Source organism: Pseudomonas sp. FYR_7 (assembly GCF_043106155.1).
Classification (GTDB): domain Bacteria; phylum Pseudomonadota; class Gammaproteobacteria; order Pseudomonadales; family Pseudomonadaceae; genus Aquipseudomonas; species Aquipseudomonas parafulva_B.
In genome coordinates this window covers 59,534-85,931 of the sequence record NZ_JBICMI010000014.1, presented here as the reverse complement: position 1 = coordinate 85,931, position 26,398 = coordinate 59,534, and the positions used below count along the sequence as shown (strand labels likewise).

At 55.4% G+C, this 26,398-nt stretch carries 22 protein-coding genes and 3 pseudogenes; 14 read left to right on the top strand and 11 right to left on the bottom strand.

Translation table 11 applies throughout. The features are described 5' to 3' along the window. Positions 1 to 89: 89 nt before the first annotated feature. Positions 90 to 971: pseudogene (locus tag ACF8R3_RS03525) on the top strand (cache domain-containing protein); the annotation flags it as partial. Beyond that, on the top strand, positions 957 to 2,090 hold the full coding sequence (locus tag ACF8R3_RS03520; RefSeq protein WP_392514989.1) for a methyl-accepting chemotaxis protein: 1,134 nt from the start codon (positions 957 to 959) through the stop codon (positions 2,088 to 2,090). The pseudogene ACF8R3_RS03525 and the gene ACF8R3_RS03520, both read left to right, overlap by 15 nt. A gap of 295 nt (positions 2,091 to 2,385) precedes the next feature. Here ACF8R3_RS03520 and ACF8R3_RS03515 read toward each other — a convergent pair whose 3' ends face one another. Then, positions 2,386 to 3,279 carry a LysR family transcriptional regulator gene (locus tag ACF8R3_RS03515; RefSeq protein WP_392514973.1) on the bottom strand — a complete coding sequence of 298 codons (894 nt, stop codon included), beginning with the start codon at positions 3,277 to 3,279 and terminating at the stop codon, positions 2,386 to 2,388. 142 nt (positions 3,280 to 3,421) lie between these two features. On the opposite strand from ACF8R3_RS03515, the gene ACF8R3_RS03510 reads away from it, so the two are divergent. The 3 genes and pseudogenes from ACF8R3_RS03510 to ACF8R3_RS03500 all read left to right on the top strand — a co-directional run. After that, positions 3,422 to 4,822 carry an amidohydrolase family protein gene (locus ACF8R3_RS03510; RefSeq protein WP_392514971.1) on the top strand — a complete coding sequence of 467 codons (1,401 nt, stop codon included), beginning with the start codon at positions 3,422 to 3,424 and terminating at the stop codon, positions 4,820 to 4,822. 11 nt (positions 4,823 to 4,833) lie between these two features. Beyond that, positions 4,834 to 5,307: a DMT family transporter gene (locus tag ACF8R3_RS03505; protein ID WP_196142826.1), complete on the top strand. Its 474-nt coding sequence runs from the start codon at positions 4,834 to 4,836 to the stop codon at positions 5,305 to 5,307. Positions 5,308 to 5,466: 159 nt separating this feature from the next. Further along, positions 5,467 to 5,643: pseudogene (locus tag ACF8R3_RS03500) on the top strand (transposase domain-containing protein); the annotation flags it as partial. A gap of 421 nt (positions 5,644 to 6,064) precedes the next feature. Here ACF8R3_RS03500 and ACF8R3_RS03495 read toward each other — a convergent pair. The 7 genes from ACF8R3_RS03495 to ACF8R3_RS03465 form a co-directional block, all read right to left on the bottom strand. After that, the gene (locus ACF8R3_RS03495) at positions 6,065 to 6,418 is read right to left on the bottom strand and encodes a RidA family protein (protein WP_103462949.1); all 354 of its coding nucleotides are present in this window, start codon (positions 6,416 to 6,418) and stop codon (positions 6,065 to 6,067) included. Next, entirely contained in the window at positions 6,393 to 7,691 is a 1,299-nt protein-coding gene (locus ACF8R3_RS03490) for a D-amino acid dehydrogenase (protein WP_196186718.1), read from the bottom strand. Before ACF8R3_RS03490 ends, ACF8R3_RS03495 begins: the two co-directional genes overlap by 26 nt. Positions 7,692 to 8,187: 496 nt before the next feature. Continuing rightward, a complete protein-coding gene (locus ACF8R3_RS03485; protein ID WP_392474890.1) occupies positions 8,188 to 9,480 on the bottom strand; it encodes an MFS transporter in 1,293 nt (430 codons plus the stop codon). Between the two features lie 498 nt (positions 9,481 to 9,978). Beyond that, positions 9,979 to 11,169, bottom strand: coding sequence for an ectoine hydrolase DoeA (doeA, locus tag ACF8R3_RS03480; protein WP_023048454.1), 1,191 nt, complete (start codon positions 11,167 to 11,169; stop codon positions 9,979 to 9,981). A 49-nt stretch (positions 11,170 to 11,218) separates the two neighbouring features. Then, positions 11,219 to 12,211, bottom strand: coding sequence for an ectoine utilization protein EutC (eutC, locus tag ACF8R3_RS03475; protein WP_392514968.1), 993 nt, complete (start codon positions 12,209 to 12,211; stop codon positions 11,219 to 11,221). A gap of 11 nt (positions 12,212 to 12,222) precedes the next feature. Next, positions 12,223 to 13,215, bottom strand: coding sequence for a hydroxyectoine utilization dehydratase EutB (gene eutB, locus ACF8R3_RS03470; protein WP_392514967.1), 993 nt, complete (start codon positions 13,213 to 13,215; stop codon positions 12,223 to 12,225). A 106-nt stretch (positions 13,216 to 13,321) separates the two neighbouring features. Next, the gene (locus ACF8R3_RS03465; protein WP_196186720.1) at positions 13,322 to 14,719 is read right to left on the bottom strand and encodes a PLP-dependent aminotransferase family protein; all 1,398 of its coding nucleotides are present in this window, start codon (positions 14,717 to 14,719) and stop codon (positions 13,322 to 13,324) included. Between the two features lie 246 nt (positions 14,720 to 14,965). Between ACF8R3_RS03465 and ehuB the strand changes: the two genes are divergently transcribed. From ehuB to ehuA, 4 genes are all read left to right on the top strand, one after another. Beyond that, the gene (gene ehuB / locus ACF8R3_RS03460; protein ID WP_392514965.1) at positions 14,966 to 15,820 is read left to right on the top strand and encodes an ectoine/hydroxyectoine ABC transporter substrate-binding protein EhuB; all 855 of its coding nucleotides are present in this window, start codon (positions 14,966 to 14,968) and stop codon (positions 15,818 to 15,820) included. Between the two features lie 70 nt (positions 15,821 to 15,890). After that, positions 15,891 to 16,547 carry an ectoine/hydroxyectoine ABC transporter permease subunit EhuC gene (gene ehuC / locus ACF8R3_RS03455; protein ID WP_392514963.1) on the top strand — a complete coding sequence of 219 codons (657 nt, stop codon included), beginning with the start codon at positions 15,891 to 15,893 and terminating at the stop codon, positions 16,545 to 16,547. Then, on the top strand, positions 16,547 to 17,203 hold the full coding sequence (gene ehuD, locus ACF8R3_RS03450) for an ectoine/hydroxyectoine ABC transporter permease subunit EhuD (RefSeq protein ID WP_392474888.1): 657 nt from the start codon (positions 16,547 to 16,549) through the stop codon (positions 17,201 to 17,203). The genes ehuC and ehuD overlap by 1 nt, the downstream gene beginning before the upstream one ends. Positions 17,204 to 17,301: 98 nt before the next feature. Next, the gene (ehuA, locus tag ACF8R3_RS03445) at positions 17,302 to 18,069 is read left to right on the top strand and encodes an ectoine/hydroxyectoine ABC transporter ATP-binding protein EhuA (protein WP_010955133.1); all 768 of its coding nucleotides are present in this window, start codon (positions 17,302 to 17,304) and stop codon (positions 18,067 to 18,069) included. A gap of 50 nt (positions 18,070 to 18,119) precedes the next feature. Here the strand turns inward: ehuA and ACF8R3_RS03440 are convergent, their stop codons facing one another. Beyond that, on the bottom strand, positions 18,120 to 18,587 hold the full coding sequence (locus tag ACF8R3_RS03440; RefSeq protein WP_038408833.1) for an Lrp/AsnC family transcriptional regulator: 468 nt from the start codon (positions 18,585 to 18,587) through the stop codon (positions 18,120 to 18,122). A gap of 202 nt (positions 18,588 to 18,789) precedes the next feature. Between ACF8R3_RS03440 and doeB the strand changes: the two genes are divergently transcribed. The 5 genes and pseudogenes from doeB to ACF8R3_RS03415 all read left to right on the top strand — a co-directional run. Further along, positions 18,790 to 19,785, top strand: coding sequence for a N(2)-acetyl-L-2,4-diaminobutanoate deacetylase DoeB (gene doeB, locus ACF8R3_RS03435; protein ID WP_196186712.1), 996 nt, complete (start codon positions 18,790 to 18,792; stop codon positions 19,783 to 19,785). A gap of 259 nt (positions 19,786 to 20,044) precedes the next feature. Then, positions 20,045 to 21,517, top strand: a complete 1,473-nt coding sequence (locus tag ACF8R3_RS03430; RefSeq protein WP_196186711.1) for an NAD-dependent succinate-semialdehyde dehydrogenase — start codon at positions 20,045 to 20,047, stop codon at positions 21,515 to 21,517. 21 nt (positions 21,518 to 21,538) lie between these two features. Continuing rightward, positions 21,539 to 22,930 (top strand): aspartate aminotransferase family protein, encoded by a 1,392-nt coding sequence (locus tag ACF8R3_RS03425; RefSeq protein WP_196186710.1) that lies wholly within the window; start codon positions 21,539 to 21,541, stop codon positions 22,928 to 22,930. Between the two features lie 484 nt (positions 22,931 to 23,414). Further along, positions 23,415 to 23,774: an IS66 family insertion sequence element accessory protein TnpB gene (gene tnpB / locus ACF8R3_RS03420; RefSeq protein WP_392474887.1), complete on the top strand. Its 360-nt coding sequence runs from the start codon at positions 23,415 to 23,417 to the stop codon at positions 23,772 to 23,774. Positions 23,775 to 23,792: 18 nt separating this feature from the next. Further along, positions 23,793 to 24,039: pseudogene (locus ACF8R3_RS03415) on the top strand (IS66 family transposase); the annotation flags it as partial. On the opposite strand, the gene ACF8R3_RS03410 reads toward ACF8R3_RS03415, so the two are convergent. Together ACF8R3_RS03410 and guaA are read right to left on the bottom strand one after the other, a co-directional pair. After that, positions 24,029 to 24,148, bottom strand: coding sequence for a Fic family protein (locus tag ACF8R3_RS03410; RefSeq protein ID WP_392474892.1), 120 nt, complete (start codon positions 24,146 to 24,148; stop codon positions 24,029 to 24,031). The pseudogene ACF8R3_RS03415 and the gene ACF8R3_RS03410 overlap by 11 nt on opposite strands. A gap of 627 nt (positions 24,149 to 24,775) precedes the next feature. Further along, positions 24,776 to 26,353, bottom strand: a complete 1,578-nt coding sequence (gene guaA, locus ACF8R3_RS03405; protein WP_058604467.1) for a glutamine-hydrolyzing GMP synthase — start codon at positions 26,351 to 26,353, stop codon at positions 24,776 to 24,778. Positions 26,354 to 26,398 lie beyond the last annotated feature (45 nt).

The window sequence follows — 26,398 nt, the reverse complement described above, 5'->3', positions numbered from 1 at the left end:
GCTCATGCGAAACATGATGTAGCACCTCAACTATCGGGCTGGGCTGCCGTAATCATTGAGAGCCAACCTAAATTTTGTGGAGCTTCAGCATGTCGCTACTTCCCAATCGCATCTCCGGGCGCATGACCCTGGGAATCCTGACGTTGCTGGCACTCACCGCCTTGGCGATCTATTCGGTCATGACCCTGGGCGGCAAACCTGAGTTGGTGGCAGCCGGCACCGAGGCGGCGGAACAGTCGGCCAGCGCCATCACCCGCCAGCTGGCCATGCAGGTGAACCGCATCGAGGGCACCACGACGGCCATGGCGCACCTGGCCGAGACCCTGCCCCACGATGAAAACCTGATCAAGGCCAACCTGCCTAATGTGATCGACAGCCAAGGTGATACCGCCATCGCAGGCGGCGGGCTGTGGCCAGAGCCCAACGGCTTCGTTGCCGGTACCGAACGCCGCAGTTTCTTCTGGGCACGCAACGCCAGCAACGGGTTGGATTACTCGGACGAGTACAACGCTGCGCAAACGGCGCCGTATCAGGCTGAGTCGTGGTACACCGGCGCCAAAGCCGCGCCATTGGGTCGCTGTGTCTGGTCGGACGGGTATCAGGACCCGGTCAGCGGCGTAGCCATGACGACCTGCAGCGTGCCCTACCACGCCCAGGGCGCGTTTGCCGGGGTCGCCACCATTGACCTGAAGCTCGACGGTCTTGCCGCCTTCCTCAAAGCCAACGGCAATGTCACCGGTGGCTACGCCTTTGCGGTGGACGCGTCCGGTAATTTGCTGTTCTTCCCTGATGCAAAGAGCGCCAAGGGCTTGCAGACCCTTGCCGGCCTGAGCCAGGAACAACCGTGGTTCAAGCCAGTGGCCGATAGCCTGACGAGCAAGCCGGCTGGCACCACCACCCTCTACCTGGATAACGATGCGCGCCTCGATGGGCCGGCCTACGTCACCTTGGCCACCATGGAAGGTACGGGCTGGCGCATTGGTCTGGTCACCCCCGAGGCCCGTGTGGTCGGCCTGGCGAACAAGCTCACTGGCCAGATCCTGCTGTTCCTGCTGCCATTGCTGGCCGTTTTGCTGGGGCTGGCATGGCTGGCTGGCAAACGGCTGCTCACCCAGATAGAGGAAACCACGGCGCAAATCGAGAACCTGGGTCAAGGCGGCCAGGCGGGTGCTCAACTGGAGGTTATGCGCAATGACGAACTGGGCGCGCTGCGCACGGCCGTCAACCAGTATGCAGGCTCTCTGCAGGCCATGCTCCGTCACATTGCCGAGGAGTCGGTGTCACTGGAAGAGCGAGCCAACGAGCTGGCGCAACTGTCCACCGGCCTGGCCGATCGGGCGGAGGCGCAACGGGTGGACAATACCCTGCTCGCTACCGCCATCACCGAAATGTCGGCCAGCGCCAATGAGGTCGCGCGCAACACCACGGACTGCTCGGACACAGCCCGCAGCTCGTTGGTCGAAGCGCAGAAGAGTCAGGACCAGGTCAACCGCAACGGTGAATCCATCGAAAGCCTGGCGACCGACATCTCGGGCGCGGCCACAGCGATCACCCAGCTGGGCGAAGACATCGAACGCGTAGGCGGCGTGCTGGAGGTGATCAAGTCGATCTCCCAGCAGACCAACCTCTTGGCGCTCAACGCTGCCATCGAGGCCGCACGCGCTGGCGAACAAGGTCGCGGCTTTGCCGTAGTAGCCGATGAGGTGCGCACCCTTGCCGGCCGCACGCAGACGTCTGCCAACGAAATCCAGGAAATGATCACTCAGTTACGCGAGGCATCGAACGCTGCCGTCACCACCATGCAGAACGGCGCGCAGCGCACCCGCGAGTCGGTGCAGCAAGCCGTGGGCGTGGCCACTACCCTGGGCACCACAGTGGGCAGTTTCGACGACATCGTCCAGCGCGCCCAGCAGATCGCCGTCGCCGCCCAGGAGCAGAGCCACGTGACACAGGAAATCAACGAGCTGGCGGTACGGATCCATGCAGCCAGCGAGGAAGGTGCCCGGGATGCAAGTGTGCTCAGGGAATTGGGCAAGGGGATGCAGTCGATTTCGGCGCGGCTGGGCGGGTTGAGTCGAGGTGGTCGTTAGGGCCTAGGGCCTGACCGTCAGGCGTTAAGGGCGCTAGCCTACCGCGCAGTGCTCAGGCGCTGCCAGGTATACGTGAACAGGGTCGCCAAGCGGCCCTTCCATTCTGAATAGGGCTCGGACAAACTACCGCTGCCAATGAAGCTAACTGCCGGCACCGACCACTGCATGTCATCTGCCTGAGCCCGGCAGATTCAGAATACGTTCTCGAGACCGTAGCTCGAGCCTCCCATAGCGGGCAAAGCAGCAACTCGGCAAGACGACTGCAGGACTCAGGGTACTGTGAAGGGGCAATCACTCATTTGTTTCCGATCAGCCCACCTATCCAATCAGCGAACGAACTCACAGCGGGCGAAAGAAATCGCTGGTGTGGGTATAGCAGGCTCACCTGCACCGGAGCCGGCTGCCAATCGGCGAGCACTTCAATCAACCGCCCTTGCTGCAGATGCTCGCTCACCACGTTCTCGGCGAGCTGAATCAACCCGAACCCATCAAGGCACATTTTGATGTAGAGCCCGGTCTCGTTGACGGCGGCCGTACCGCTTACCAAAACCGAGATCTTTTCCGTATCGCGTGCGAAGCGCATTTCACCTGCGTGTTTCGCGCCGCTCGAAAAGTAGTGAATAGCTCGGTGGTGCGATAAGTCATGGGGTGTTTGCGGGATGCCGTTTTCCTTGAGGTAGGCGGCTGACGCACAGGTCACCCAACGAAATCGGCCAAGTGGGCGCGCGACCAAGGTTGAGTCATGGAGCTCACCTGTACGAATAACGCAATCGATACCCTCCTGAAGCAGATCAACCTGTCGATCGTTCACGCCGATCATCAGATAGATATCCGGATAGCGCCGATAAAAGTCGCGCAGGTTCGGCATGACAATGGAGTGCGCAACGCCATCAGGCATGTCGACGCGCAAACGCCCCTGCGGCCGTTTTACGGAATCCGCCAGGCTGCTCTCCGTGTGTTCGATCAGTTCAAGAATCTCCCGGCATTGCGCCAGATATTGTGCGCCTTCAGGGGTAAGGCTGACCCGCCGCGTTGTTCGGTTGAGCAGACGCACCTGCAAGTACTTTTCCAGGTTCTTGACACTGCTGGTCACAGTCGAAGCGGGTAAGGAGAGCGTCTGCGCCGCTTGGGTAAAGCTTCCCGCTTGCGCTACGCGTACGAAAATCTGCATCGCCTGAATTCGATCCACGACGGTTAATAACCTCAAACAGTGATCAGGGACAGCCTTATTATTCGTCCAAATTGAATAATAAAAACAGTTTATCCATCTTTTTCCCGCAGTGTTGCCTTGCGTACATTTCTTGCAATCACATTTGAAGAGGTGTACCTCAATGGCTGAATACAATCGCGGCATCGTACAGGCGCAGACCGCACCGGTTGCCCGCACACTCATCCAAGGCGCCACTGTACTGAGTATGGATGGCGACATCGGCAATCTGGTACGCGGCGACATTCTCATCGAAGGCAGCACCATCAAGGCCATTGGTGAACATCTCGAAGATGGCGACGCTATGGTGATCAATGCATCCGGCATGATCGCCATGCCCGGCATGGTCGACACGCACCGCCACTCGTGGGAAGGGCAACTGCGCCGGATCAATCCCAACGCAGCCACATTGGAGGACTACTGCAACGCCACTCACTTCTCGTTCGCCAAATACTATCGCCCGGCGGACATGTACATCGGCAACTTGCTGAGTGCGTTAGGGTGCATCGATGCCGGCATCACGACCTTGGTGGACAACTCGCATAACAGCCGCACCGGTGCACACTCCGACGCCGCCGTCGAGGCGCTGCTTGATGCAGGTATACGCGCGGTACATGCCTCCGGGGCGCCGGTGGCGGGTGAGTGGGATAAAGCCCACTGGCCGGGCAACCTGGAGCGTTTGCAGGAAAAATACATCAAGCACGGTGATAACCCGTTGCTTTCGCTGGCGGTGATGGCGCAGCTGGAACCTGAGCTGTGGGCTGAAGCCAGGCGCCTGGGGCTGCCGATCATCACCGAGTTTTTTGGTGGGGACATGGCGGCGCAATTGCCAGAATTGCATCGTAAAGGTCTGCTGCGATCCGATAACATCTTCAACCACTGCACCGCGCTGCCGGACGCCGGCTGGGAAATCCTTCGCGAAGCTGGGGTGCGAGTCAACGTATGCCCACGCTCAGATGCCCATTACGGCATTGAAGATGGAATGTTCGCCATGCAGTCGGCCCAGCGTCACGGCATCAGCCCGGGACTGAGTGTTGACAACGAAACCTCCTACAGCGGCGACATGTTCATGGAAATGCGGGTGGCGTTCTACCTGCAACGTGTCATGGGCATGCACCAGCAGCGTTGCTGCGGTGAGGACCATCATCCGGTGGTGACGCTGCCCGCCCACAGTCTGCTCAAATCCGCGACTATCGACGGCGCCTTCTGTGCCGGCTTGCAGGACAAAGTCGGTAGCCTGGTTGCGGGCAAACAGGCAGACCTGATCCTGATCAACGCACAGGACATCAACCTCTATCCTGTAGGTAATGCCTTCGGCACCGTGGTACATGCCGCCGAGCGCAGCAATGTCGATACGGTCATGATTGGCGGGCGAATCGTCAAACGCGACGGCAAGGTATTGGGTGTGGACAGTGAGAGGCTGCGTGCGGCGATCGATGAGTCACGTGAGCATCTATTCGCTGCAGCAGGCTATGCGCCGGATATGTTTGCCGAGACGTTCCTCCCGTTCGACTCAGCCAACTAAGAGGGCACGAGATGAACGTAGCCTACTATGTGTTGGCCATCGCTGCGGGGCTCGGCATTACGCTGCAGACCACACTCAACGGCCAGCTCGCTAAAGGTGTAGGTGGAGACTCCGTTGCGGCGGCACTGTTCTCGTTCACTGCCGGCGCAGTGTGCCTGTGCATTTACGCATTGATGCGCGGAGGAATAGCGGCCTCACTGGCCGCGATTCCTGCCCAGCCCCTGTGGAGCCTGCTGGGCGGTTTGCTGGGGGCGAGTGCGCTGCTTAGCTATGTGGTGCTTGCACCGAAGATAGGCCTGTCCGCCCTGCTCGGCCTCGCTATCGCCGGGCAAATCGTTTCATCACTGGTCATCGATCATTTCGGCTTGATGGGGGCATTGGAAAGGCCAGTGTCTCCCATCAAGTTGGCTGGGGCGGTGGTGATGCTCGCAGGCTTGGCTATCGCGTTGTTCGGTGACAGGTGGTCAGCGGTTTTCTCTAACTGAGCGTCTTGATTACGCCGGATCCAGCTGGTACCCGCACCATGCCAAAAAATCATGCTGATGCTGGGAAACATTGCCTGTACTTGCCAGACCCAAAAAGCCAAAAGCCCGCAATTACGCGGGCTTCAGGGCATTTTTTGCTAGATCGTACCGGGCAGTGCCCCCAAGGGCGCGACGGCCAGCGCTCAACTTTACAGCTTGGTCGAGACTGCCAAAGCCAACGGCCAAGAGCCCTATGCGTGGCTGCGCCACGCACTTGAGCGCCTGCCGGCGGCTTCATCGGTCGAAGATTACGAAGCCCTGTTGCCTTGGAACTGCTCGCCGGCATTGCCTAGCTGAACGCGCCATCCACTTTGAAGCCGTGGGTTTTATGGAGCGCTTACGAGGGATCGATACCACCAACCGAGGCAGCATCGTACTGCATGAGCGGCTCGGTTTCGTTGAGGCTGGGGTGATCAAGCAGGCTGCATTCAAGTTCGGTCAGTGGCTGGATCTGGGTTTTTACCAACGGATATTGGAGACACCAGCCTCACCAACCGAGGATTAAATCATGGCTTCAAGGCATGTGATGAACTGCTAGCCATTAGCAATCTTGTCTGTGGATGTTGCGACTGACCGCGATGAGCTCTCGTTCGACTCTTTAATTTCGGCTAGCACGTGGTTCATGAGTTTGTTCCTGGATCGATTTAGCGATGCCCGGCGAGCGGCGCTGACCTGTTGCCAGGCAGGCTAGGCGGCTTGCCGGGTACGCTTGAAAGCGTCAGGCGATTGCGGCTATTACGGACATCTCAACGAGCAGGCTTGGCTTGAACATAGCCGCCTCAACGCAAGCTCGCGCAGGAGCCTGACCTTCCGCGACCCACTCTTCCCAAACCTCGTTCATGGCAGCGAAGTCGGTGGTGATGTCTTTCAGATAGATAGTCACTGTGAGGATTTTCGACTTGTGACTACCGGCCTCTTCAAGAAGCCTGTCGATGTTCGCCAGGGTCTCGGCAGTTTGAGTGCGAATGTCGGCATCGTGGTTGTTCGCCAGCTGGCCTGCGAGATAGACGATGCCGTTGTGAATAACGGTGTTGCTCAGGCGCTTATTAGAGTGCAGCCGCTGGATTGCCATGATTATGGGCTTCCTTTTGGTTGGAGTAACGGGAGATATCAAGGCCTTTGGCGCTGATCTTTGGCTTTTTTCCTGCCATCAAATCGACCAACAACCGACCTGAGCCGCAAGACATCGTCCAGCCTAGAGTCCCGTGGCCGGTATTGAGGAACAGGTTGCGGTATTTTGTTTTACCAACAATTGGAGTTCCGTCAGGTGTTGCTGGGCGTAGCCCTGTCCAAAACGTAGCTTTGGTGAGATCCCCACCTTTTGGATAAAGGTCGCCTACAACAAGCTCAAGCGTGTCTCGGCGGCGAGCGTTCAGTGACAGATCGAAGCCTGCGATTTCAGCCATGCCACCAACACGGATTCGATCATCGAAGCGTGTGATAGCAACCTTGTAGGTTTCATCAAGAATGGTGGATGACGGAGCCATACTTGCATCCGTGATGGGAATCGTAAGTGAGTATCCCTTCAGCGGGTAAATAGGTGCCTGGATGCCCAGTGGCTTCAACATCTGGGGGCTGTAACTTCCCAGTGCCAGCACATACTGGTCGGCTACTTCGAGTTTCCCATTGATCCATACGCCGGAAATGATATCTCCAGAACACTCGAGGCGATCAATATTGCATCCAAAACGAAATTCTACGCCAAGCTCTTCAGCCATTTTTGCCAGCTTCCGCGTAAACATCTGGCAGTCACCGGTCTGATCATTTGGTAGGCGAAGAGCCCCTGCCAACTTATCGCGCACACTTGCGAGCGCCGGCTCAGCTTTAGCAATTCCGTCGCGATCAAGTAACTCGAAAGGCACGCCTGACTGTTTCAGGATAGCTATATCCTTAGCAGCATTATCTACTTGAGCTTGAGTGCGGAACAGTTGCGTAGTTCCGAGCTGGCGAGCATCGTAAGATATACCAGTCTCAGCCCTGAGTTCATCCAGGCAGTCTCGGCTATATTCGGAAATCCGAACCATCCGCTCTTTGTTGACTGCATAGCTTGCCGGATTACAGTTGCGCAACATCTGGATCATCCAACGATACTGATCCAGGCTAGACGTAGGCTTGATCGCTAAAGGTGCGTGTTGCTGAAGCATCCATTTAATGGCCTTCAATGGCACTCCAGGTGCGGCCCAAGGTGAGGCATACCCCGGAGAGACCTGCCCTGCGTTTGCGAAGCTTGTTTCCATCCCGGGGCCGTCCTGGCGATCTACCACGACGACTTCAAAACCCTCTCGCGCGAGGTAGTAGGCACTGACAGTTCCGACGACGCCGCTACCGAGTATCAGTACACGCATTTCCAGGCACCTCGTAATTTAGAAATTCTTTGTTCTTCTCGCAGTGCGCGATGCGGCCAGTGTAACTAGATACCAGAAGTGAATTTCGCTGAATAAGTAACGTAGCTCAGCTAAAAATCTTAAAATCGCTGAAGAACATAAGCAAACTTTCGGATGCTTTTTCGCCAATCCAGTGGTTTGTGTTGCCGGCAACTACATGATTGATGAAATGCTGCGTTATGACGCGAAAAAGAGGGCACTAACGCTCAATTCCTGCGCGCTTTTGGATTTTCTCGTTGGTAAACTGCGTTAAACCGCACGGCTTCGATTAAGGGCAAGAGATAACGAAGACACTGATATCAGGGCCAGATGCCAAGCGGTGAGATAAGAATAAAAAGGAAGGGTAAAGCGCTGCTGCTTAGATGGACGTAGCCGGTCGGTTTGCCCGGAGGATTGTAGCTTCGCGACAGCCTGGGTGCTGATTTGCACCCAGGCTCTATACCATCTGCCTATTAGGTTATTTTGCCCCAGGGATTCCATCCCCGCGAATCGAGCAACCTTTAGTCTCGATCACAAAGAACAACGCAATAATCCCAAGTGCTGATGCAATCATGATGTAGTAGGCAGGTGCGTCAGGTGAACCGAGGAATTTAATAATTTGATCGCATACCAGTGGTGTTGTTCCGCCAAAAATAGAGGCCGAAATATTGTAGACAATGGCCAGCGCCGCGTACCGGATTTGCGTTGGGAACATTGCCGGAAACATGGCGGAAATGGTGGCAAGTTGAGGAACAAAGAACGCTCCCAGCACTGCAAATCCTATCATCGATCCCGTCAGCCCTGTGGACATGAGCTTGAACATGGGGATCGCTAAAATGAAAAGACCTATTAGCGAGAAGTACCACATCTTTTTGAAGCCAACCACATCTGAGATTCGCCCCGCAAATGGTATGAACATCATCATGGCCAACATTCCAACCAGAGGCGCAAGCAATGACATGTTCTCGCTCGCCCCAACTTCTTTGTGCATGTAGGTCGGCATGTATGCCAGCAGGATATAATAAGTTATGTTCAGTGCTGCTACCAAAACCCCTAGCGACAATGCTGCCTTTTTGCATTTCCCAAAAATTTCAGCAATAGAAGTCTTCGGTCGAACAGGCTCGCTTGCCATCTTCTTTTCGAGCTCTAGAAACACAGGGGTGTCTTCGATCCTGGTGCGCAAATAGACCGCGATGACGCCCAGAGGAGCTGCGATCAGGAATGGAACGCGCCACCCCCACTCGTACATGGCGGCATCTCCAATGACGACCGATACGCTCAAGGTCACCAAAGCACCGAGTGAAAAACCTGCGAGGGAGCCAAACTCCAGGAAGCTACCGTAAAAACCTCGCCGCTTGTCAGGCGCGTATTCCGCTAGAAAAGTAGCTGCTCCACCGTACTCACCGCCAGTTGAGAAACCTTGGATGAGCCTCAGCGCGATAAGCGCTACAGGTGCTATCCAACCTACCGATTGATAAGTAGGCAGGATGCCAATAATAAATGTTGCTACAGACATCATTAGGACAGTCATGGCTAGCACACGCTTGCGGCCAATTCGGTCACCTAGCGGCCCCCAAAACATCCCGCCAAGGGGTCGAATGAGGAACGAGATAGCGAATGTTGCCAGGCCGAAGTAAAGGGCTTCAGATTGAGAGCCAGGAAACAAGGCGGCTGAGATGAAGGTGAGCCCGTAAGCATAGATTCCGTAATCGAACCATTCCGTCGCGTTGCCTAATGCAGCTGCGACCACGGCTTTGCGAGGCATGCTCATGTTCGAGCTTTTTATTGTGCTCGAAGAAATGGTTGAAGCTGGATGCGTACTAATAGACATAATTTACCACTTTTCTTAGGTAAGACGAACTGGCTAGTCAGGCTTGAATGCACATGGCCAAATGACCAACTGCTGATCTGCGCTTTATCGCGAAGCCGATTTTTGATTTCGATAATAGTTGGCAGTTATGCAAGAAGTCGCTGTAGGGCATGTTGTCACCTTTTTTTGTTATCTGTCTTTTAGCGCTTGAGCAGGAGGTCTACGCCACCAGCCCAGTCGGGGGTATTACTTCTATTCAGCGTCGTCCTTGATAAGTTTCAGGCGTTAGGCACAGGTTGACTCGCTCCCTGGGGAACAATCAACTTTCGACCTCTTCAAGGCTGCGTGCTTTTTTTGTAAAACAAAGGAGTGGCTGGAGTGATGGTGCTTTAAGGCACCATCACATTGTCGCTGAAGATAGCCGTGACACTATAACTCCAGCGACTTGCAAACTTTTCGTCAGTCCTTGACGAAGAGCTTGCGAGGAGTCGAGCAGAACGTCTCGACCCCAGTATCAGTGATCAGGATGCTCTCGGTAATCTCGAGCCCCCAATCATCCATCCATAGGCCAGGCATGAAGTGGAAGGTCATACCAGGTTTGAGCACGCTGTTGTCGCTCGGGCGCAGGCTCATGGTGCGCTCGCCCCAATCTGGTGGATAGCTGATACCGATTGGGTAACCGCAACGGCTGTCCTTGTGGATATCGAACTTCTCAAGCACGCCGAAGAAGGCACGTGCGATATCACCAGTGGTGTTGCCAGGCTTGGCGGCCTCGAGGCCGGCAGCGATACCTTCGACGACTGCTTTCTCGCCGTCGATGAAATGCTGCGGTGGCTTGCCCAGGTAAACAGTTCGGGACAGCGGGCAGTGATAGCGCTTGTAGCAGCCGGCGATTTCGAAGAAGGTGCCGGCGCCGACCTTGAATGGAGAGTCATCCCAGGTCAGGTGTGGGGCGCTAGCGTCTGCTCCGGTAGGAAGCAGCGGCACGATGGCCGGGTAGTCCCCGCCATAGCCATCGACACCGAGAATGCCACTGGCATAGATGTCAGCAACCAGCTCGTTCTTCCGCATGCCGGGCTCAATGCGTTCCAAGATGCGGTCATGCATCTTTTCGACGATTCGAGCAGCCACACGCATGTAGGAAATTTCTTGCTGGGACTTCACCGCACGCTGCCAGTTTACGAGCGCGTTCGCGTTGACGAACTTGGCCTTGGGCAGATGCTGCTGCAGTGCCAGGTATGCCGCAGCGCTGAAGTAGTAGTTGTCCAGCTCAACGCCGATAGTGAGCGAATCCCAGCCACGCGCCTGGATCACCTCTTTGCAGAGGTAGTCCATTGGGTGCCGTTCAGTCGACTGAACGTAGATATCGGGGTAGCCGACAATGTTGTCTTGCTTCATGAAGACAGTACGTCGAGCGCCGTTAGCGTCTTGGTTGCGGCCATACCAAACAGGCTCACCTTCCATGGCCAGCAGTACGCACTGGTGGACGTAGAACGACCAACCGTCGTAGCCGGTCAGCCAAGCCATGTTCGAAGGGTCAGTAACCAGCAGCAGCTCAATGTTCCTAGCCTGCATTTCTGCACGAACTTTGGCGATACGCTGGGCGTACTCCTCCCGTGTAAACGGAAGGTTCACAACAATTTCAGACATGATCGATCCCTCATGATTGGGGTATGGTTTTATTGTGTTGCCTGGTGATTCAGTTGTTGTAGAGCAAGCCTTTGCCTGTGCTGATTGCTCTGGAAAAAGCCAGGTTCGCAATCGCTGTGTCCTGAACGCCTGTGCCGGTGAGATCGCAAAGAGTTACGTCGGTTGGAGTCAACCTTCCGACGCGATCTCCAAGGATCACCTGACCCAGTTCGGCGTACACACGAAGGTCTTGTGCAACACCAGCGTTGATCGCGTGATGGAGCTCTCCAAGTGTTGCCGTCTGGCTGACTCGATCCGCAACGTAGTGATCGACTGCTGCTATTACCTCAGGAGCAACCTCGTTTTTGTGTTCAGTGTCTGCCCCCATAGCCGTGATATGGAGACCGGGCCGCAAGTGCCTGCGATGTAAAATTGGTTGATTGCTTGGCGTGCAGGTGACTGCAATGTCAGCGCTCGACATTGCTTCATCGACCGACTCTGCGGCAGTGGCTTCCAGGCCGTAGAGGCTCGATAGCTGCAAGGTCAGTTGCTGCGCTTTTGCGGAACTCCTAGCCCATACCCGAACTCGCTTGATATCCCGCACAAGAAGGAGCGCTTTGAGTTGAAGCTCGGCCTGTTCTCCTGCACCAAGAAGGGCAACCTCTTCACTGTCCTGGCGGGCGAGCCAACGTGCAGCCACAGCCCCAGCAGCTGCTGTCCTAACGGCAGTGAGGTATCCGTTGTCGAGTAGGAGCGCCTGGAGAAGTCCAGTGCGTCCAGAGAGCAGCATCATCATGCCGTTCAAACTTGGTAGGCCTAGACCAGGATTGTTGAAGAAGCCTGGACTGACCTTGATAGCGAAATTATCAAGGTCTGGCAGGTAAGCGGTTTTGACGTCCACCTCGCCATTGTGCTCGGAGATGTCTAACCGGAGGATTGGCGGCATGACCACTTTGCCTCTGGCCAGCGATGCAAATGCGTTTTCCACTACATCGATACTGTCTGTATCGAGTGTTACGCACTCACGGATTTCGCGTTGGTTAAGCAGAAGGACTTCGCTCACATGGCACCTCTTTAAGCACGTGCTGGGCGGCGGTCGCGCACAGCTTCCAGGATGATGCGTTGGTGTTGAGCCATGTCGACATTCCCACCGCTCACGACGATCACGATTGGCCCTTGAGCTTCAACCTGCCTGGTAAGCAGAGCTGCGATACCTACCGCTCCCGCTCCCTCAATGACGAGCTGTTCTTCTAAGTAGGCATGGAGCATCGCATCCGCGATTGAGTCTTCATTGAGCAAAATCACTCGGTCGATGAATCGACGGGTAAGTTCAAATGTGTATTGGTTTCGCAGACCAATTCCGCCACCGAGCGAGTCGGCCAGCGTGGCTACTTCCTCAACATTCACGGGCTTTCCAGCCTCGAGGCTCTGTGCCATTGCTGCGCCAAGCCTCATGCTCACACCATGGGTTTTCACCTGAGGAAGTAGTGCTTTGAGCGCCAAGGACACGCCGGAGAAAAGCCCTCCACCCGAAAGCGGTATGAGTACCTGCGAAACGGAAGGGAGTTGCTCAGCGATCTCCAGACCCAAAGTGGCTTGGCCTGCAATTACGTCCTGGTGATCGAAAGGAGGTATGAAGGTAAGGCCCTCTTCTTGAGCAAGACGGGCAGCTTCGAACTGAGCATCGTCTTGAGAGTTACCAACCACCTGCACGGCGGCGCCCAGCGCACGAATCGCAGCCACCTTGTTGGATGGGACAAGCCTTGAAAGGCACACGGTAGCGCGAACGCCGGCGGCAGCTGCGGCATAGGAAAGGGCACGACCATGATTGCCCGTTGAAGCGGTTACTACTCCCAGAGCACGCTGTTGAGAGGTAAGGCCCGCAATCGCGTTCGTGGCCCCTCTCAGTTTGAAGCTACCAGTCGCCTGGTGGCATTCCAGCTTGAGGTACACGGGCACTTTCATGAAGTCGGAGAGGCTTGGAGAGAGCTCCATTCGCGTTTCGCGCACCAGGTGCTTAGTGCGATCCCGGGCGATGAGGGCCTCTCGAACTGTCACTGCCGGCATGGTAGACCACCGAACGATTGTTTTTTCGGAGTCTACGAGCCGCTGATTGTCATAATGAATGTACTAGGTCAATCCGGTGGCGTTTTTTCAGATTTGCGTCAAACGGTCAGAAGTCATGGACTCCTGGGTATTGTTCAAAAGTCATCCGCATGGTTTTCAGGGCCTGGGATAGCTCGCTTTCACTCGTTTCAGCGCCGATGCAAAGCCGGATGCCGCGTGCTGGGGTCACCCCCCGAACGGTGAACGGCTCCGGTGACGTAACCGCAATATGCTGTTGTCGTAGTGTGCGCACCAGGCTGGAAACATCCCAATGTGTTGGCACATTCAGCCAAGCGTTTAACGAATGAGGGCGATGGCAATAGAGGTAGTCCCCCATCTCGTCTGCTACCAGCTTCTGGCGTGTCTCTAGGAGCCTTCGCTGCAGTTGGATCAATGTGTCGGCCCTCCCATCCATAATCCACCGTGCGGCAACCTCGGCAAGCATGGGGGCTGCCATCCAGCTCGTCACGCGAAGGATGCTTTCTGTTCGCAGCGCCAGTCGTTTAGGTACTTTAAGGAACCCGATTCGTAGCCCAGTCAGAACTGACTTCGTCATGCTGGTGCAGTAAAACGAGAGCTCGGGGGCATATGAGCTGATTGGAGGGCCTTCGTATTGGTTAAGCAGGGGGCCGTAGACGTCATCCTCAATAATGTGGACACCGAAGCGACGAGCGATGGAGGCTATCTCTTTCCTACGGCTATTGGGCATCAACGCGCTGGTCGGGTTATTAAGGTTCGGCGTGCATACCAGGGCCGTAACGCGCTCGTTGCCGCAGATGTCCTCAAAGTGCTCGGGATCAATCCCGTCACGATCAGTGTCTAGGCCTTTCAGATTGAAGCCGAGGACTTGAGAGTTCCCAATGACACCGTGATCGGTCATGCCTTCACAGAGCACCAGGTCATCAGGGCCTGCAAGGGAGGCCAGCGCCAGGAATAGCCCGTGGGCCGCCCCATTTGTGATCAACACATCTTCTCGAGCCAGCCCTGGCAAGCCAAGACGCCCAAGCCAATGGCAGGCGGCATCACGATGAGCATCGAAGCCCGCTACAGGTCGGCACAGTCGGATCCAGCTTTGATCGACCTCATTAGCAAGCTCGGCGCATGTTTCTCGCCAGTACCTGTCATGCTCTGGGGTGTGAATGATTCGGGCGGTGGATAGATCGACGAGTGCGCGCTCGGGAGCATCGAGAATGTAGCTTGCTACACGGTCACTCATTCGCCGAGAAACGAAACTCCCGCGACCCACTTCGCACCTTACTAGCCCTTGGCGCTCGAGTTCCTTGTAGGCGTTTGTCACGGTTTGGACACTGATCCCCAAGGCATCGGCAACCTGCCGTTGAGGTGGCAGGCGCTGATCATCCGCCAGCTTATGCTGCTCGATGTCCGAGCTGATCGCTTGGACAAGAATCTTGTACTTGGACTCGCCGCCACGGGCGTGCTCAACCGCTTCCCGCCATTTTTCCATCATCGCAATGCTTGCTCCTAAGCCACGGCCTACAGCATGGACGTTACAACATATCGAGATCAATTGTCCTAGTGCAATGCTCGTCACGGAAAGCCTTTTGTATGCTCATCTCACGCTTCCGAGGAAGGCTTGGGTCTTCTTCAAGCTACCGCTATCAATTCCAAAAATAGCGGCGCTGCAGCGTGATCTTCTATCTGCCCAAAACTCCGCGCCACGCGGGCCAATTACAATAGAGGGAGATTTTTGATGAACTTGGTCACTTCGCTTTCCACAGTCGCTCAACGCCTGACCCTGGCGTGTGCCATTGCGAGCATCGCCGTATCCGCACACGCAGCTACAACCCTCGACTCTCTCAAAGAGCAGGGCAGTGTTCGGATTGGCTATGCCAACGAAACGCCTTTCGCCTATACCGGAACCGATGGAAAAGTCACGGGCGAGTCGCCTGAAATCGCCACCGCGATTTTCAAGCAGTTGGGGATCAAGGACGTCAATGGTGTACTCACCGAATGGGGATCGCTGATTCCTGGCCTGCGAGCTGGTCGTTTCGATGCTATCGCAGCCGGCATGTACATCACTCCAGCCCGCTGCAAGCAGGTCTTGTTCACCGACCCTCACTACCAGCTCCCTGACGCGCTCCTGGTGCCGAAAGGCAATCCCAAGGAGCTGTTCAGCTACGAAGATGTCGCAAAGAACCCAGAAGTGAAGCTGGCCATTATGGCGGGCACCGTGGAGCTCCAGTACGCCCGTGACTCTGGCGTGAAAGACGAACAAATCCTCCAGGTTCCAGATACCACGGCTCAGCTGCAGGCAGTTCGTGCCAAGCGGGCAGATGCTGCTGTAGGCACACAGCTCACGATGAAAGGGCTCGCGGCCAAAGGCGGTGATTCGGTAGAGGCCATGACCGACTTCAAAGATGACCCTTCCCATATCGGCTACGGTGCCTTGGCCTTCAGACCGGAAGACAAGGAGCTTCGTGACCAGGTCAATGCCCAGCTCAAGAAATGGCTCGGTAGTGAAGAACACCTGAAAACAGTGGCGCCATTCGGATTCGACAAGAGCAACCTCACTACGAAAACAGCTGCGGAGCTCTGCGGGCAGTAACACTGCATCCAAATCGGCGCGTCAAACCCACTGCCGCGCCCTTGGCTGATTTAACGTGAGGTAGAGTCAAATGGCAGATTTACTACCACTTATGCTCCAGGGCGCATGGGTTACCCTGCAGGTCACCTTCTTCGGATCTCTCCTGGCCATCGTTGCAGCGACCCTGGCGGCACTCGGCAAAATGTCGACATGGAGACCGCTCCGCTGGTTTTGCGTCGTCTACATTGAGATCTTTCGGGGTACGTCGCTGCTCGTTCAATTGTTCTGGCTCTTCTTCGTCCTTCCGCTTCCTCCATTCAATCTCGAGCTGAGCCCCTACACCGTCGCAATCGTTGGCCTTGGGCTACATATTGGCGCTTATGGTGCAGAGATAATGCGCGGCGCGATTAATTCGGTAGCTAAAGGTCAATATGAAGCTTGCACAGCACTTAACTTTGGCCCATTCACACGCTTTCGTCGCATCATTTTGCCGCAAGCCCTGCTCGCAGCGATGGGGCCTGGAACTAATCTGCTGATCGAGCTGTTGAAAAACACATCCCTTGTTTCCCTTATAACGCTTGCAGATTTGAGCTTCAGGGCGCGCCAACTCGATCAGGCTACATTCGAGACTCTCAAGGTCTTCGCCCTAGCGCTGCTCGTGTACTTCGTAATGGCCCAAGCGATTAACATGGCAATGCGGCGTTTAGAGCGACATCTGGCCCGTGGTCGTGTCCAAGGGAGCCTGTGATGAATTTCTTCGACTGGAACTATGCGATACAGCTCATGCCCGAATTGTTCCGGGCAGCTCTTAACACAATCGGCGTCACGTTGCTGGGCTTTGCAATCGCTATCGTTCTTGGACTGTTCCTCGCCATTGGCAGACGCAGCGCAAGAATATGGATCTCTTGGCCAATAGGTGGGGTGATCGAATTTATCCGCAGTACACCTTTACTGATCCAAGTTTATTTTCTTTATTACGTTCTGCCTAACTACGGCGTTAGCCTGACAGCAATGCAAGTAGGCGTGTTAGGCATTGGTCTACACTACGCCTGCTATCTGGCAGAGGTATATCGAAGCGGCCTTGATGCGGTTCCGCGAGGCCAATGGGAAGCAGTGACAGCACTCAACATGAGTCCTTCGCTTGCCTATCGAAACATCATTTTACCCCAAGCTCTCCGTCCGATTTTGCCACCGGTTGGGAACTACCTGGTTGCGATGCTGAAAGATACACCTGTGCTTTCAGCTATCACTGTCGTTGAGATCATGCAGCAAGCAAAGAACATCGGCTCTGAGACGTTCCGATATCTTGAGCCCATCACCATGGTAGGCGTGTTCTTCCTTGTTCTGAGTATTGTTCTGGCTTATTTGGTACGCCGCGTTGAAGCGCGCTTGGAGCAAAAATAATGACCACCTCTCCAGTTTCCAACATTCAGATAGCTCCAAGCGAAATTTTGACAGGTGTCAGTTCAGGCGCCATTTCGTCCCCGGCCATTGGCAAGCCCATGGTTAGCTTCCGCAGCGTAACTAAGCGATATGGCAACTTCACTGTTTTGGACGGCCTGGAACTGGATGTTTCGGCAGGCGAAAAAGTCGCCATCATTGGCCCCAGCGGATCAGGTAAATCGACGTTGCTCCGAGTGCTGATGACCCTCGAGGGAATCGATGAGGGGAGCATTCTGGTCGAAGGCGAGTCGCTGACTCACATGCAAGGAAGGAATGGAAAGCTGGTTCCAGCCGACGCGAAGCACGTGCGTGCTGTCCGGGGCAAAATAGGAATGGTATTCCAAGGGTTCAACCTCTTTCCCCACCGTACTGCGCTGCAAAATGTCACTGAGGCCCCCGTCCATGTCCTGGGTGTAAAACCAGCCGAAGCCAGGGATCGCGCCGTGCAGTTGCTGGAAATGGTTGGACTGGGTGCCAAGCTCGATCATTACCCTTCGCAACTGTCTGGTGGCCAGCAGCAGCGGGTCGCGATAGCACGGGCCCTAGCTATGAGACCAAAGGTCATGCTTTTCGACGAGGTCACCTCGGCGCTCGACCCGGAACTCTGCGGTGAAGTCCTTAACGTCATCCGTCGACTTGGAAGCGAGCATAAGCTGACCATGCTTATGGTTACTCACCAAATGGGCTTTGCTCGGGAGTTTGCGGATCGCGTTTGCTTCTTCTACAAGGGTCGAATTCATGAACAAGGTGCTCCAGGCCAACTGTTCGAGACCCCCCAGGAAGAGCGTACCCGCAGTTTTCTGAGCGCCGTTAGAGAGGCAAATTAAGGATTTCTGCTAGCTCTTCAGGAGTAGCCCTCCTGAAGAGCCAAGAGGTGCTAAGCATCATCAATTGGAAGTGTGAATCCGGCCTTTACCCGATCCATCACGACCATTGTTTTGAAACTCTTGATGTCATTGTTTTCGTAGAAGAACCTTCGGGTGAAGTTCTCGTAGTCCTCCATATCCTTTGAGGTTACGAGGAGTACAAAGTCAGCATCACCCGTGACATAGGATCCGCTCATGACCTCAGGAGTATTTTTAATGGCCTGCTTGAACTTATCGATAATGTCTGAGCGCTCTCGTTCCAAAGTGACCAGCACCAGCATGGTGACATGTCTTCCAACCGCTTTAGGGTTGATAATGGAGACGTCGCTCTCGATGACCCCTTCACTGCGCAGGCGCTTAAGCCTGCGCTGGCACGCCGTGGAAGATAAACCGACCAAATCACCAAGCTCTTCAGAGGTGAGCCTATTGTTGACTTGCAAGGCACTTAAAATTCGTAAGTCAATCCTATCAAGCTCCATGAGTTTCTCACCCCTACTAATACCTGATGAAAATGTGTCAGTTGCGTTAGCTGAGTGTACATCAGATACGTCAGCCAACAAAGCTAAATGCCAATGCTAGTAGTGCACCACCCCTACGCACTGGTTACACCTGTTGGGTCGAGTCATAGCCGCTGCGCTGAGCCTTAGCCTACTTGAACGACAAACAAATAAGGAATATGCAATGAAACCTAGTCCCATCAAGCCAACTATCGATTTCGACCAACAAGGGGTGTCACACGGGTTCTTGAAGCTGCCTTACTCACGTGATGACTCTGCGTGGGGTGCGATCATGATTCCTATCACCGTCATGAAAAACGGGATCGGCCCGACTGTGCTCCTCACTGGCGGCAATCATGGCGACGAGTATGAAGGCCCGATTGCACTCACCAAGCTGGCCAATCAACTGGACATCGAAACAGTCAGAGGGCGAATCATTATTTTGCCCTTCATGAACTATCCTGCTTTTAAAAACGCCTCCAGAACCTCTCCGATTGATCGCGGGAATATGAATCGTACCTTCCCAGGTAAGGCTGACGGGACAGTTACGGAAAAAATTGCTGATTATATCCAGCGACACTTGTTGCCATTGGCGGATTACGTCCTTGATATCCACTCTGGCGGCAAGACTCTGGACTTCATTCCATTTGCCGCTGTTCATATTCTGCCGGACAAGCTGCAACAGCAGAAAGGCGAACGGGCAATGGATGCTTTCGCGGCTCCCTACAGCATGAAAATGCTGGAAATCGATAGCGTGGGCATGTTTGATACGGCTGTCGAAGAAGCCGGCAAAATCTTTGTGACTACCGAGCTTGGTGGTGGGGGTACAGCCAGCTCCACCACTATTAAAATTGCAGAGCGCGGGGTACGAAATTTCCTGGTTCATGCAGGGGCGGTCATGGGTGATCTTGATATTGCACAGGACAGCATCTTCTTGGATATGCCTGACGACAATTGCTTCATTGCAAGCGAGCATGCCGGGCTCATTGAATACTGCTTCAATCTGGGCGATCAGGTCTCCAAAGGCGATGTGATTGCTCGAGTGTACGACGTCACAAGAACAGGTGTGGCACCTACCGAATACAAGGCCCAACGTGACGGCCTTCTTGCCTGCCGTCACTTCCCGGGGCTTGTGCAGTGCGGTGACACAATCGCAGTTCTGGCTGAGAAAATCTCTTAAACATCTGCCCCTTCAACAAGGCTGCCAAGTGCAGCCTTTTTTGTTTTTCTACACCTAATTGGTTTTGTTCCAATCATTTCTTATGCACCTACAGACCTGAAATCGCATCTCTGATAAATGACGCAGGAAAGCTGCGCAACTGTGAAAACATCACAGTATTACTGCGCACGCGGGCTGGATTACTCATATTTCCAGCGTCAAGCCAGACATAGAATGATCCTCATCGAACATCAGCTTTATCTCTTCGAGGCATATAAAAATGAAAGATCTTGCGCCCTCCGCCCTCAATAAGCTTCGTCGAAATGACCTGCTTGAAACTCGGGCTTACATTGATGGGCGCTGGGTTACTGGCGAGGGCTCGCTCGACGTCACGGATCCAGCTAATGACCAGGTGATCGCGCAGGTAGCCCATTGCGACGAGTCCTGGGTAGATCTGGCCGTCGAAGCCGCTTCGCGTGCCTTCGATGGTTGGCGGAACACCTTGCCGGCACAGCGTGGTGCAGTCCTTCGTAAATGGGCAGCACTGATGCGTGAGAACCAAGAAGATTTGGCGGTCATCATGACCTGCGAGCAAGGTAAGCCGCTCAGCGAATCACGCGGAGAGATCAATTACGGCGCGAACTTTGTCGAGTGGTTTGCGGCAGAAGGTGAGCGTTGCTACGGCGAGACAATTCCAAGTCATCTCCCGAACAGCCAGTTGGTCACTAAGCTGCAGCCGATTGGTGTAACCGTGGCCATCACGCCCTGGAACTTCCCCAGCGCCATGATCACCCGCAAGGCTGCTGCAGCACTGGCGGCTGGATGCCCGATGATCGTCAAGCCGGCGCCTGAAACTCCGCTGTCCGCCCTGGCTCTCGCCCGGTTGGCTGAAGATGCTGGTATTCCTGGTGGTGTGTTCCAGGTGCTGACCGGGGGTGCACCGAAGATGTCGGCTCGTCTCTTGGCCGCCTCCGCAGTCCGTGCGTTCAGTTTCACCGGTTCCACAGAGGTTGGTCGGATTCTGCTGCGTCAGTCTGCGGATACGGTCAAGAAAGTATCCCTTGAACTGGGTGGCCATGCTCCGTTCATTGTCTTCGATGATGCCTCGATTGCTGAGGCTGTCGAAGGCTGCATTGGCGCCAAGTTCGCAACCTCAGGTCAAGATTGCCTGGGCGCGAATCGCATCTATGTGCATCGCAACATCTACGGTCAATTCGTAGAGGAATTCACCAAGGCCACCGAGAAGTTACGCGTTGGCCATGGCCTTGAAGAGGGCGTCGATATCGGCCCAATGACTAGGGTAACGGTTGCCAACAAGTGCCGAGAGCAGATTTCGAATGCTCTCTCGCTGGGTGCAAAACTCACCTGCGGCGGTATCGACAATCACTTGGGTAGCAGCTTCGTCCTTCCGACTGTTCTGGCTGACGTCACGGACAAAATGGACATCGCTTTCGAAGAGACCTTCGGCCCCGTGGCGGCAATCCTGCCCTTCGATTCCGAAGATGAAGTAGTGACCAGGGCCAACAACACCGAGTTCGGCCTCGCTGCCTACGTGTACACCAACGACCTTCGTCGTGCCTGCCGAGTTTCTGACCGACTCGAGTACGGCATGGTCGCACTCAACACTCCGAAGTTCACAGGCGCGCCAATTCCGTTTGGCGGTTGGAAGCAATCGGGCTTGGGCCGTGAAGGCTCGAAGCACGGATTGGCTGAGTACATGGAACTGAAATACGTCTGCATCGGCGGTCTGTAAATATCACAAGAGGATTGAAACATGGATAAGCAAAAGCAAGATTTGATCTCCCAACAAGATCGCGGTGCAGTGCTTCACCCATTCACCCAGCTTAAAGACTTTGCCTCTGGCAAGGCAGGTGATCCAACAATCATCGAAACCGCGAAAGGGATCACTATCACCGACGCGACTGGCCGTGAGTACATCGATGGTTTCGCTGGCCTGTACTGCATGAACGTCGGCTATGGCCGTACCGAAGTCGCCGAGGCGATCTCCAAACAAGCCCACAAGCTGGCGTACTATCACACCTACGCTGCGCATACCACGGAAGAGCTCGCTCGCCTTTCTGACCGCCTGGTGAAGATGGCTCCGGGCAACATGAGCAAGGTCTTCTACGGCATGTCCGGTTCGGATGCCAACGAGACCCAAGCCAAACTGGTCTGGTACTACAACAATCTGCGCGGTAAGCCGAACAAGAAGAAAATCATTGCTCGTGAGCGCGGCTATCACGGTTGCTCGGTAGTTTCTGGTTCCATGACCGGCATGTCCTTCTACCATGACCACATGGATCTGCCGATTGCAGGGATCCTGCGTACTGGTGCTCCTCACTACTACTGGGGCGCCGAGCTAGGTGAGACTGAGCTGGAATTCTCTGCCCGCCGTGCACGTGAACTCGAAGAGCTCATCCTGCGCGAAGGCCCAGACACCATCGGCGCATTCATTGCTGAGCCTGTGCTCGGAACCGGCGGTATTACCCCTCCGCCAGAAGGCTACTGGGCTGCTGTTCAGCCTGTGCTGAAAAAGTACGACATCCTGCTGATCGCTGACGAAGTAATTACCGGATTTGGTCGTACTGGTGCCATGTTTGGCTGCGACAAGTACGGTATCGAGCCTGACCTGATTACTGTAGCGAAAGGGCTGACTTCTGCCTACGCACCGCTGTCGGCTTCGATTGTTGGTGAGAAGGTGTACAAAGTGATGGAAGAAGGCGCTGATCGTGTAGGTGCGTTCTCCCACGGTTACACCTACTCTGGCCACCCTATCGGTGTCGCGGCAGCAAACGCGGTGCTCGATATCGTCGAGGGCGAAAACATTCCAGCTCACGTCGACAAGGTTGGTCAGTATTTCCAAAAGTCGATGCAGGAAACCTTCTCCTCGCTGCCAATCGTCGGCGAAGTGCGCGGTGTAGGCATGATGGCCGCCATTGAATTCGTAGCTGATCCAGCTACCAAGAAGCGATTCGACCCAGCCCTCAAGGTTGGTGCACGGATTTCGAAAGCAGCCCGTGATCGCAACCTGATTGCTCGTGCCATGCCTCACGGTGAGATCCTGGGCTTTGCTCCTCCCCTGGTCACGACCGAGCAGGAAGTGGATCGCATCATCAGCATCGCACACGAAGCTGTGCTCAGCGTCCTTGATGAGCTGAAGCTCTGAGCCATCAAGGCCAGCAACTATGCCAGCCCAATTGTCCTCTTCGTTTTGAGCCCGCCGTTAGGCGGGCTTTTTTTGAGCAGTCACAATCGAAGCAAAGGCGCTCGCATTAGCTCATGAGGACGTACTCTCAGTTCAGATACTTGTCCAATACCCGGAAATTAAAGCCCGTACCTGACAACCTCCATGAGAGCGATGTAAGTATCGCTTCTTGTCGTCCGTTTTCACGGGGCAGGCCCAGTTAACAGAAAGTCGACAGAAAATCCTCTGAGGTGATCCATCAATGATCCTTCACCGACCGAGCTCCCAGAGTTTCCATCATAATCCTTGCTGATCGAAAAGCCTTGGCAATTTGGCACGTAATTCGCAATCTCGTACTGACGCCAATCCAGCATTGCTTGACCGTAAGCGCTCCATGAAGCCCCCATTCAAAGCGCCCAACTGATGCCCGATGCTGTGCTCCCGATTTCTCAGGAGCCCAGTAGTCATGATGCGACCCGACGCAAAAGTCGAAAAAGTGTATCTGTACCCCAAGCCTGTCGACTTCCGAAAATCCATTGACGGCCTGGCTGCACTGGTTGAGCTGGACATCAAGGTTGCAGTATTCGACCCGGTGCTTTTTGTCTTCCTCAACAAGTCACGTAATTGCGTGAAAATTCTGTATTGGGAACGCAACGGCTTCTGCCTTTGGCTCAAGCGCCTGGAGTCCGAACGATTCAAAACATCGCCTGAGGTGACGGACGAGGCGATTGTCCTGACCGTCCAGGAGCTCAACTGGATGCTCGACGGTTTTGACCTTTGGCGTAACCGTCCTCATCAGGTTTTGACGCCGCGCTTTGTGACCTGATTTGGTATAATCCAGGGCATGGATTCCGTGCCCGAAAACCTCCCTGACGACCCTCAACTACTCAAGCAAATGCTTGCGAAGATGCAGTCGCGGGTCGGTTTTCTCGAGGAGGAAAACGCGCTGCTGCGCCAGTGATTGTTTGGGCAAGTCCGAGCAAACAGCTGATCCAGCAACGCCACAATTGGCCCTTTTCAACGAGGCCGAAAACGCCTCCGAAGCTGTCGACGAAGACGTTGAAGAAGAGGTCCTTGCTCCTACCAAGCGTTGAGCGAAAGGTACTCCAAGCCGACTGCAAGCCCGGTGCGCTTGTTCGCATCAGGCAGTGCGTGGCCTTGCGCGATGCTGGCAGTGTACTTGGCGGCAATTTCAAACACATCGTCAAGGCCATTATAAGCGATAGCATTATCGATTCTTGCCAGCGCGCCTTGCAAAATCGGAATATTCACCGCCCCCCTTCATGTCGGGCTCGGCAGTCAAGATTTGAGTATTTATTTCAATAACACGCTCAAATGGAAAGAAGATCAATTCCATTACATATCAGCCAACTTCTGAAAGGTCTTCTTGTGAGTCCTGAGAACGAGTTTGGTTTCTGAATAAACGATCTGCTTACCCAAGTCGCCACCCAAGTCCAGCTTCTTGATAGCTTTAACTTTAGGCCTCTTTACTATGGATACGCCATAGATGTCCAGCTTGTGGCTCATGACTTTAGTACCCCAAACGGTTCGATTATCTTCTGCCCTTACGGTAGCGCACTGGAAGGCAAGATACACCGAGCTGCCTATTGCGTGTGCGGCGCTTGCCCATCAGCTAGCCCAGCCTGATCCGACCTGGTGGTTTCACCAATAGATTCAAAAAATGCCTCGCATCTTAGCCTTGAGGCTGCGACCGTGTTGGGCAGCCTTTACACGCATGTGCCAATTTAGGGCGGTGACGAATGCAAAACGCCCGCAACTTAGCGGGCGTTTCTGTTAGTTAGCGCAGGCCCCATAGCGGGCGTAGGCTCACTCCCACTCAATCGTTGCCGGCGGCTTGCTCGACACGTCGTAGGTCACCCGCGAGATACCGTCAATCTCGTTGATGATCCGGCCACTGACGGTTTCCAGCAGTTCGTAAGGCAGATGAGCCCAACGAGCGGTCATGAAGTCCACGGTCTCGACAGCACGCAGGGCCACAACCCATGCATAGCGACGGCCGTCGCCCACGACGCCAACCGACTTGACCGGCTGGAACACCACGAAGGCCTGGCTGGTCTTGTGGTACCAATCAGCCTTGCGCAGTTCTTCGATGAAGATGTGGTCCGCGCGACGCAGGATGTCGGCGTACTCTTTCTTCACTTCACCCAGGATGCGCACACCCAGGCCCGGGCCTGGGAACGGGTGGCGGTAGACCATGTCGTAAGGCAGGCCGAGCTCCAGACCGATCTTGCGCACTTCGTCCTTGAACAATTCACGCAGCGGTTCGACCAGCTTGAGGTTCATTTCCTCCGGCAGGCCACCGACGTTGTGGTGGGACTTGATCACGTGGGCCTTGCCGCTCTTGGCGCCGGCCGATTCGATCACGTCCGGGTAGATGGTGCCCTGGGCGAGGAACTGGATGTTCGGCAGCTTGCTGGCCTCGGCATCGAAGATGTCGATGAAGGTGCGGCCGATGATCTTGCGCTTCTTCTCCGGGTCGGCTTCGCCGGCCAGGTTGTCGAGGAACTGCTTTTCAGCGTCGGCACGGATCACCTTAACGCCCATGTTCTCCTTGAACATGGCCATCACCTGGTCACCCTCGTGCAGGCGCAGCAGGCCGTTGTCGACGAAGACGCAGGTCAGCTGGTCGCCGATGGCCCGGTGCAAGAGGGCCGCGACCACCGAGCTGTCCACGCCGCCGGAGAGGCCCAGCAGGACGTTGGCCGAACCCACTTGCTCACGCACCTGGGCGATGGCGTCCTCGACGATGTTGGACGGGGTCCACAGGGCTTCACAGCCGCAGATGTCCTGCACGAAACGGGACAGGATGCGACCGCCCTGCTTGGTGTGGGTCACTTCCGGGTGGAACTGCACGCCGTAGTAGCCGCGGGTGTCATCGAACATGCCGGCGATCGGGCAGCTCGGGGTGCTGGCCAGTACGTGGAAACCGGTCGGCAGTTGGGTGACCTTGTCACCGTGGCTCATCCACACGTCCAGGCCCAGTACGCCGTCGGCGTCGATATGGTCCTCGATGCCGTCGAGCAGGCGGCTCTTGCCGACCACGTCCACGCGGGCATAACCGAACTCACGCAGGTCAGACCCTTCGACCTTGCCGCCCATCTGTTCGGACATGGTCTGCATGCCGTAGCAGATGCCCAGCACAGGCACATTCAGGTCGAACACGGCCTGGGGTGCACGGGGGCTGTTGGCTTCGTGAACCGACTCGGGGCCACCGGCGAGGATGATGCCGCGCGGGTTGAATTCGCGGATCGCTTCATCGTCCATGTCGAACGGGTGCAGTTCGCAATACACGCCGATCTCGCGCACGCGGCGGGCGATCAGCTGGGTGTACTGGGAGCCGAAATCGAGGATGAGGATCCGGTGAGCGTGAATATCGAGGGCCATGGGGAATCTCTGATTCAGCTGCGAGCTTGAAGCTGCAAGCTGCAA

Bases quoted from the DNA above. Each gene is read 5' to 3' on its own strand.
- ACF8R3_RS03520 (WP_392514989.1), top strand. From the start codon at position 957: ATGGAAGGTACGGGCTGGCGCATTGGTCTGGTCACCCCCGAGGCCCGT.
- ACF8R3_RS03510 (WP_392514971.1), top strand. From the start codon at position 3,422: ATGGCTGAATACAATCGCGGCATCGTACAGGCGCAGACCGCACCGGTT.
- ACF8R3_RS03505 (WP_196142826.1), top strand. From the start codon at position 4,834: ATGAACGTAGCCTACTATGTGTTGGCCATCGCTGCGGGGCTCGGCATT.
- ACF8R3_RS03495 (WP_103462949.1), bottom strand. From the start codon at position 6,418: ATGGCAATCCAGCGGCTGCACTCTAATAAGCGCCTGAGCAACACCGTT.
- ACF8R3_RS03490 (WP_196186718.1), bottom strand. From the start codon at position 7,691: ATGCGTGTACTGATACTCGGTAGCGGCGTCGTCGGAACTGTCAGTGCC.
- ACF8R3_RS03485 (WP_392474890.1), bottom strand. From the start codon at position 9,480: ATGAGCATGCCTCGCAAAGCCGTGGTCGCAGCTGCATTAGGCAACGCG.
- doeA (WP_023048454.1), bottom strand. From the start codon at position 11,169: ATGTCTGAAATTGTTGTGAACCTTCCGTTTACACGGGAGGAGTACGCC.
- eutB (WP_392514967.1), bottom strand. From the start codon at position 13,215: ATGCCGGCAGTGACAGTTCGAGAGGCCCTCATCGCCCGGGATCGCACT.
- ACF8R3_RS03465 (WP_196186720.1), bottom strand. From the start codon at position 14,719: ATGGAAAAATGGCGGGAAGCGGTTGAGCACGCCCGTGGCGGCGAGTCC.
- ehuB (WP_392514965.1), top strand. From the start codon at position 14,966: ATGAACTTGGTCACTTCGCTTTCCACAGTCGCTCAACGCCTGACCCTG.
- ehuC (WP_392514963.1), top strand. From the start codon at position 15,891: ATGGCAGATTTACTACCACTTATGCTCCAGGGCGCATGGGTTACCCTG.
- ehuD (WP_392474888.1), top strand. From the start codon at position 16,547: ATGAATTTCTTCGACTGGAACTATGCGATACAGCTCATGCCCGAATTG.
- ehuA (WP_010955133.1), top strand. From the start codon at position 17,302: ATGGTTAGCTTCCGCAGCGTAACTAAGCGATATGGCAACTTCACTGTT.
- ACF8R3_RS03440 (WP_038408833.1), bottom strand. From the start codon at position 18,587: ATGGAGCTTGATAGGATTGACTTACGAATTTTAAGTGCCTTGCAAGTC.
- doeB (WP_196186712.1), top strand. From the start codon at position 18,790: ATGAAACCTAGTCCCATCAAGCCAACTATCGATTTCGACCAACAAGGG.
- ACF8R3_RS03430 (WP_196186711.1), top strand. From the start codon at position 20,045: ATGAAAGATCTTGCGCCCTCCGCCCTCAATAAGCTTCGTCGAAATGAC.
- ACF8R3_RS03425 (WP_196186710.1), top strand. From the start codon at position 21,539: ATGGATAAGCAAAAGCAAGATTTGATCTCCCAACAAGATCGCGGTGCA.
- tnpB (WP_392474887.1), top strand. From the start codon at position 23,415: ATGATGCGACCCGACGCAAAAGTCGAAAAAGTGTATCTGTACCCCAAG.
- guaA (WP_058604467.1), bottom strand. From the start codon at position 26,353: ATGGCCCTCGATATTCACGCTCACCGGATCCTCATCCTCGATTTCGGC.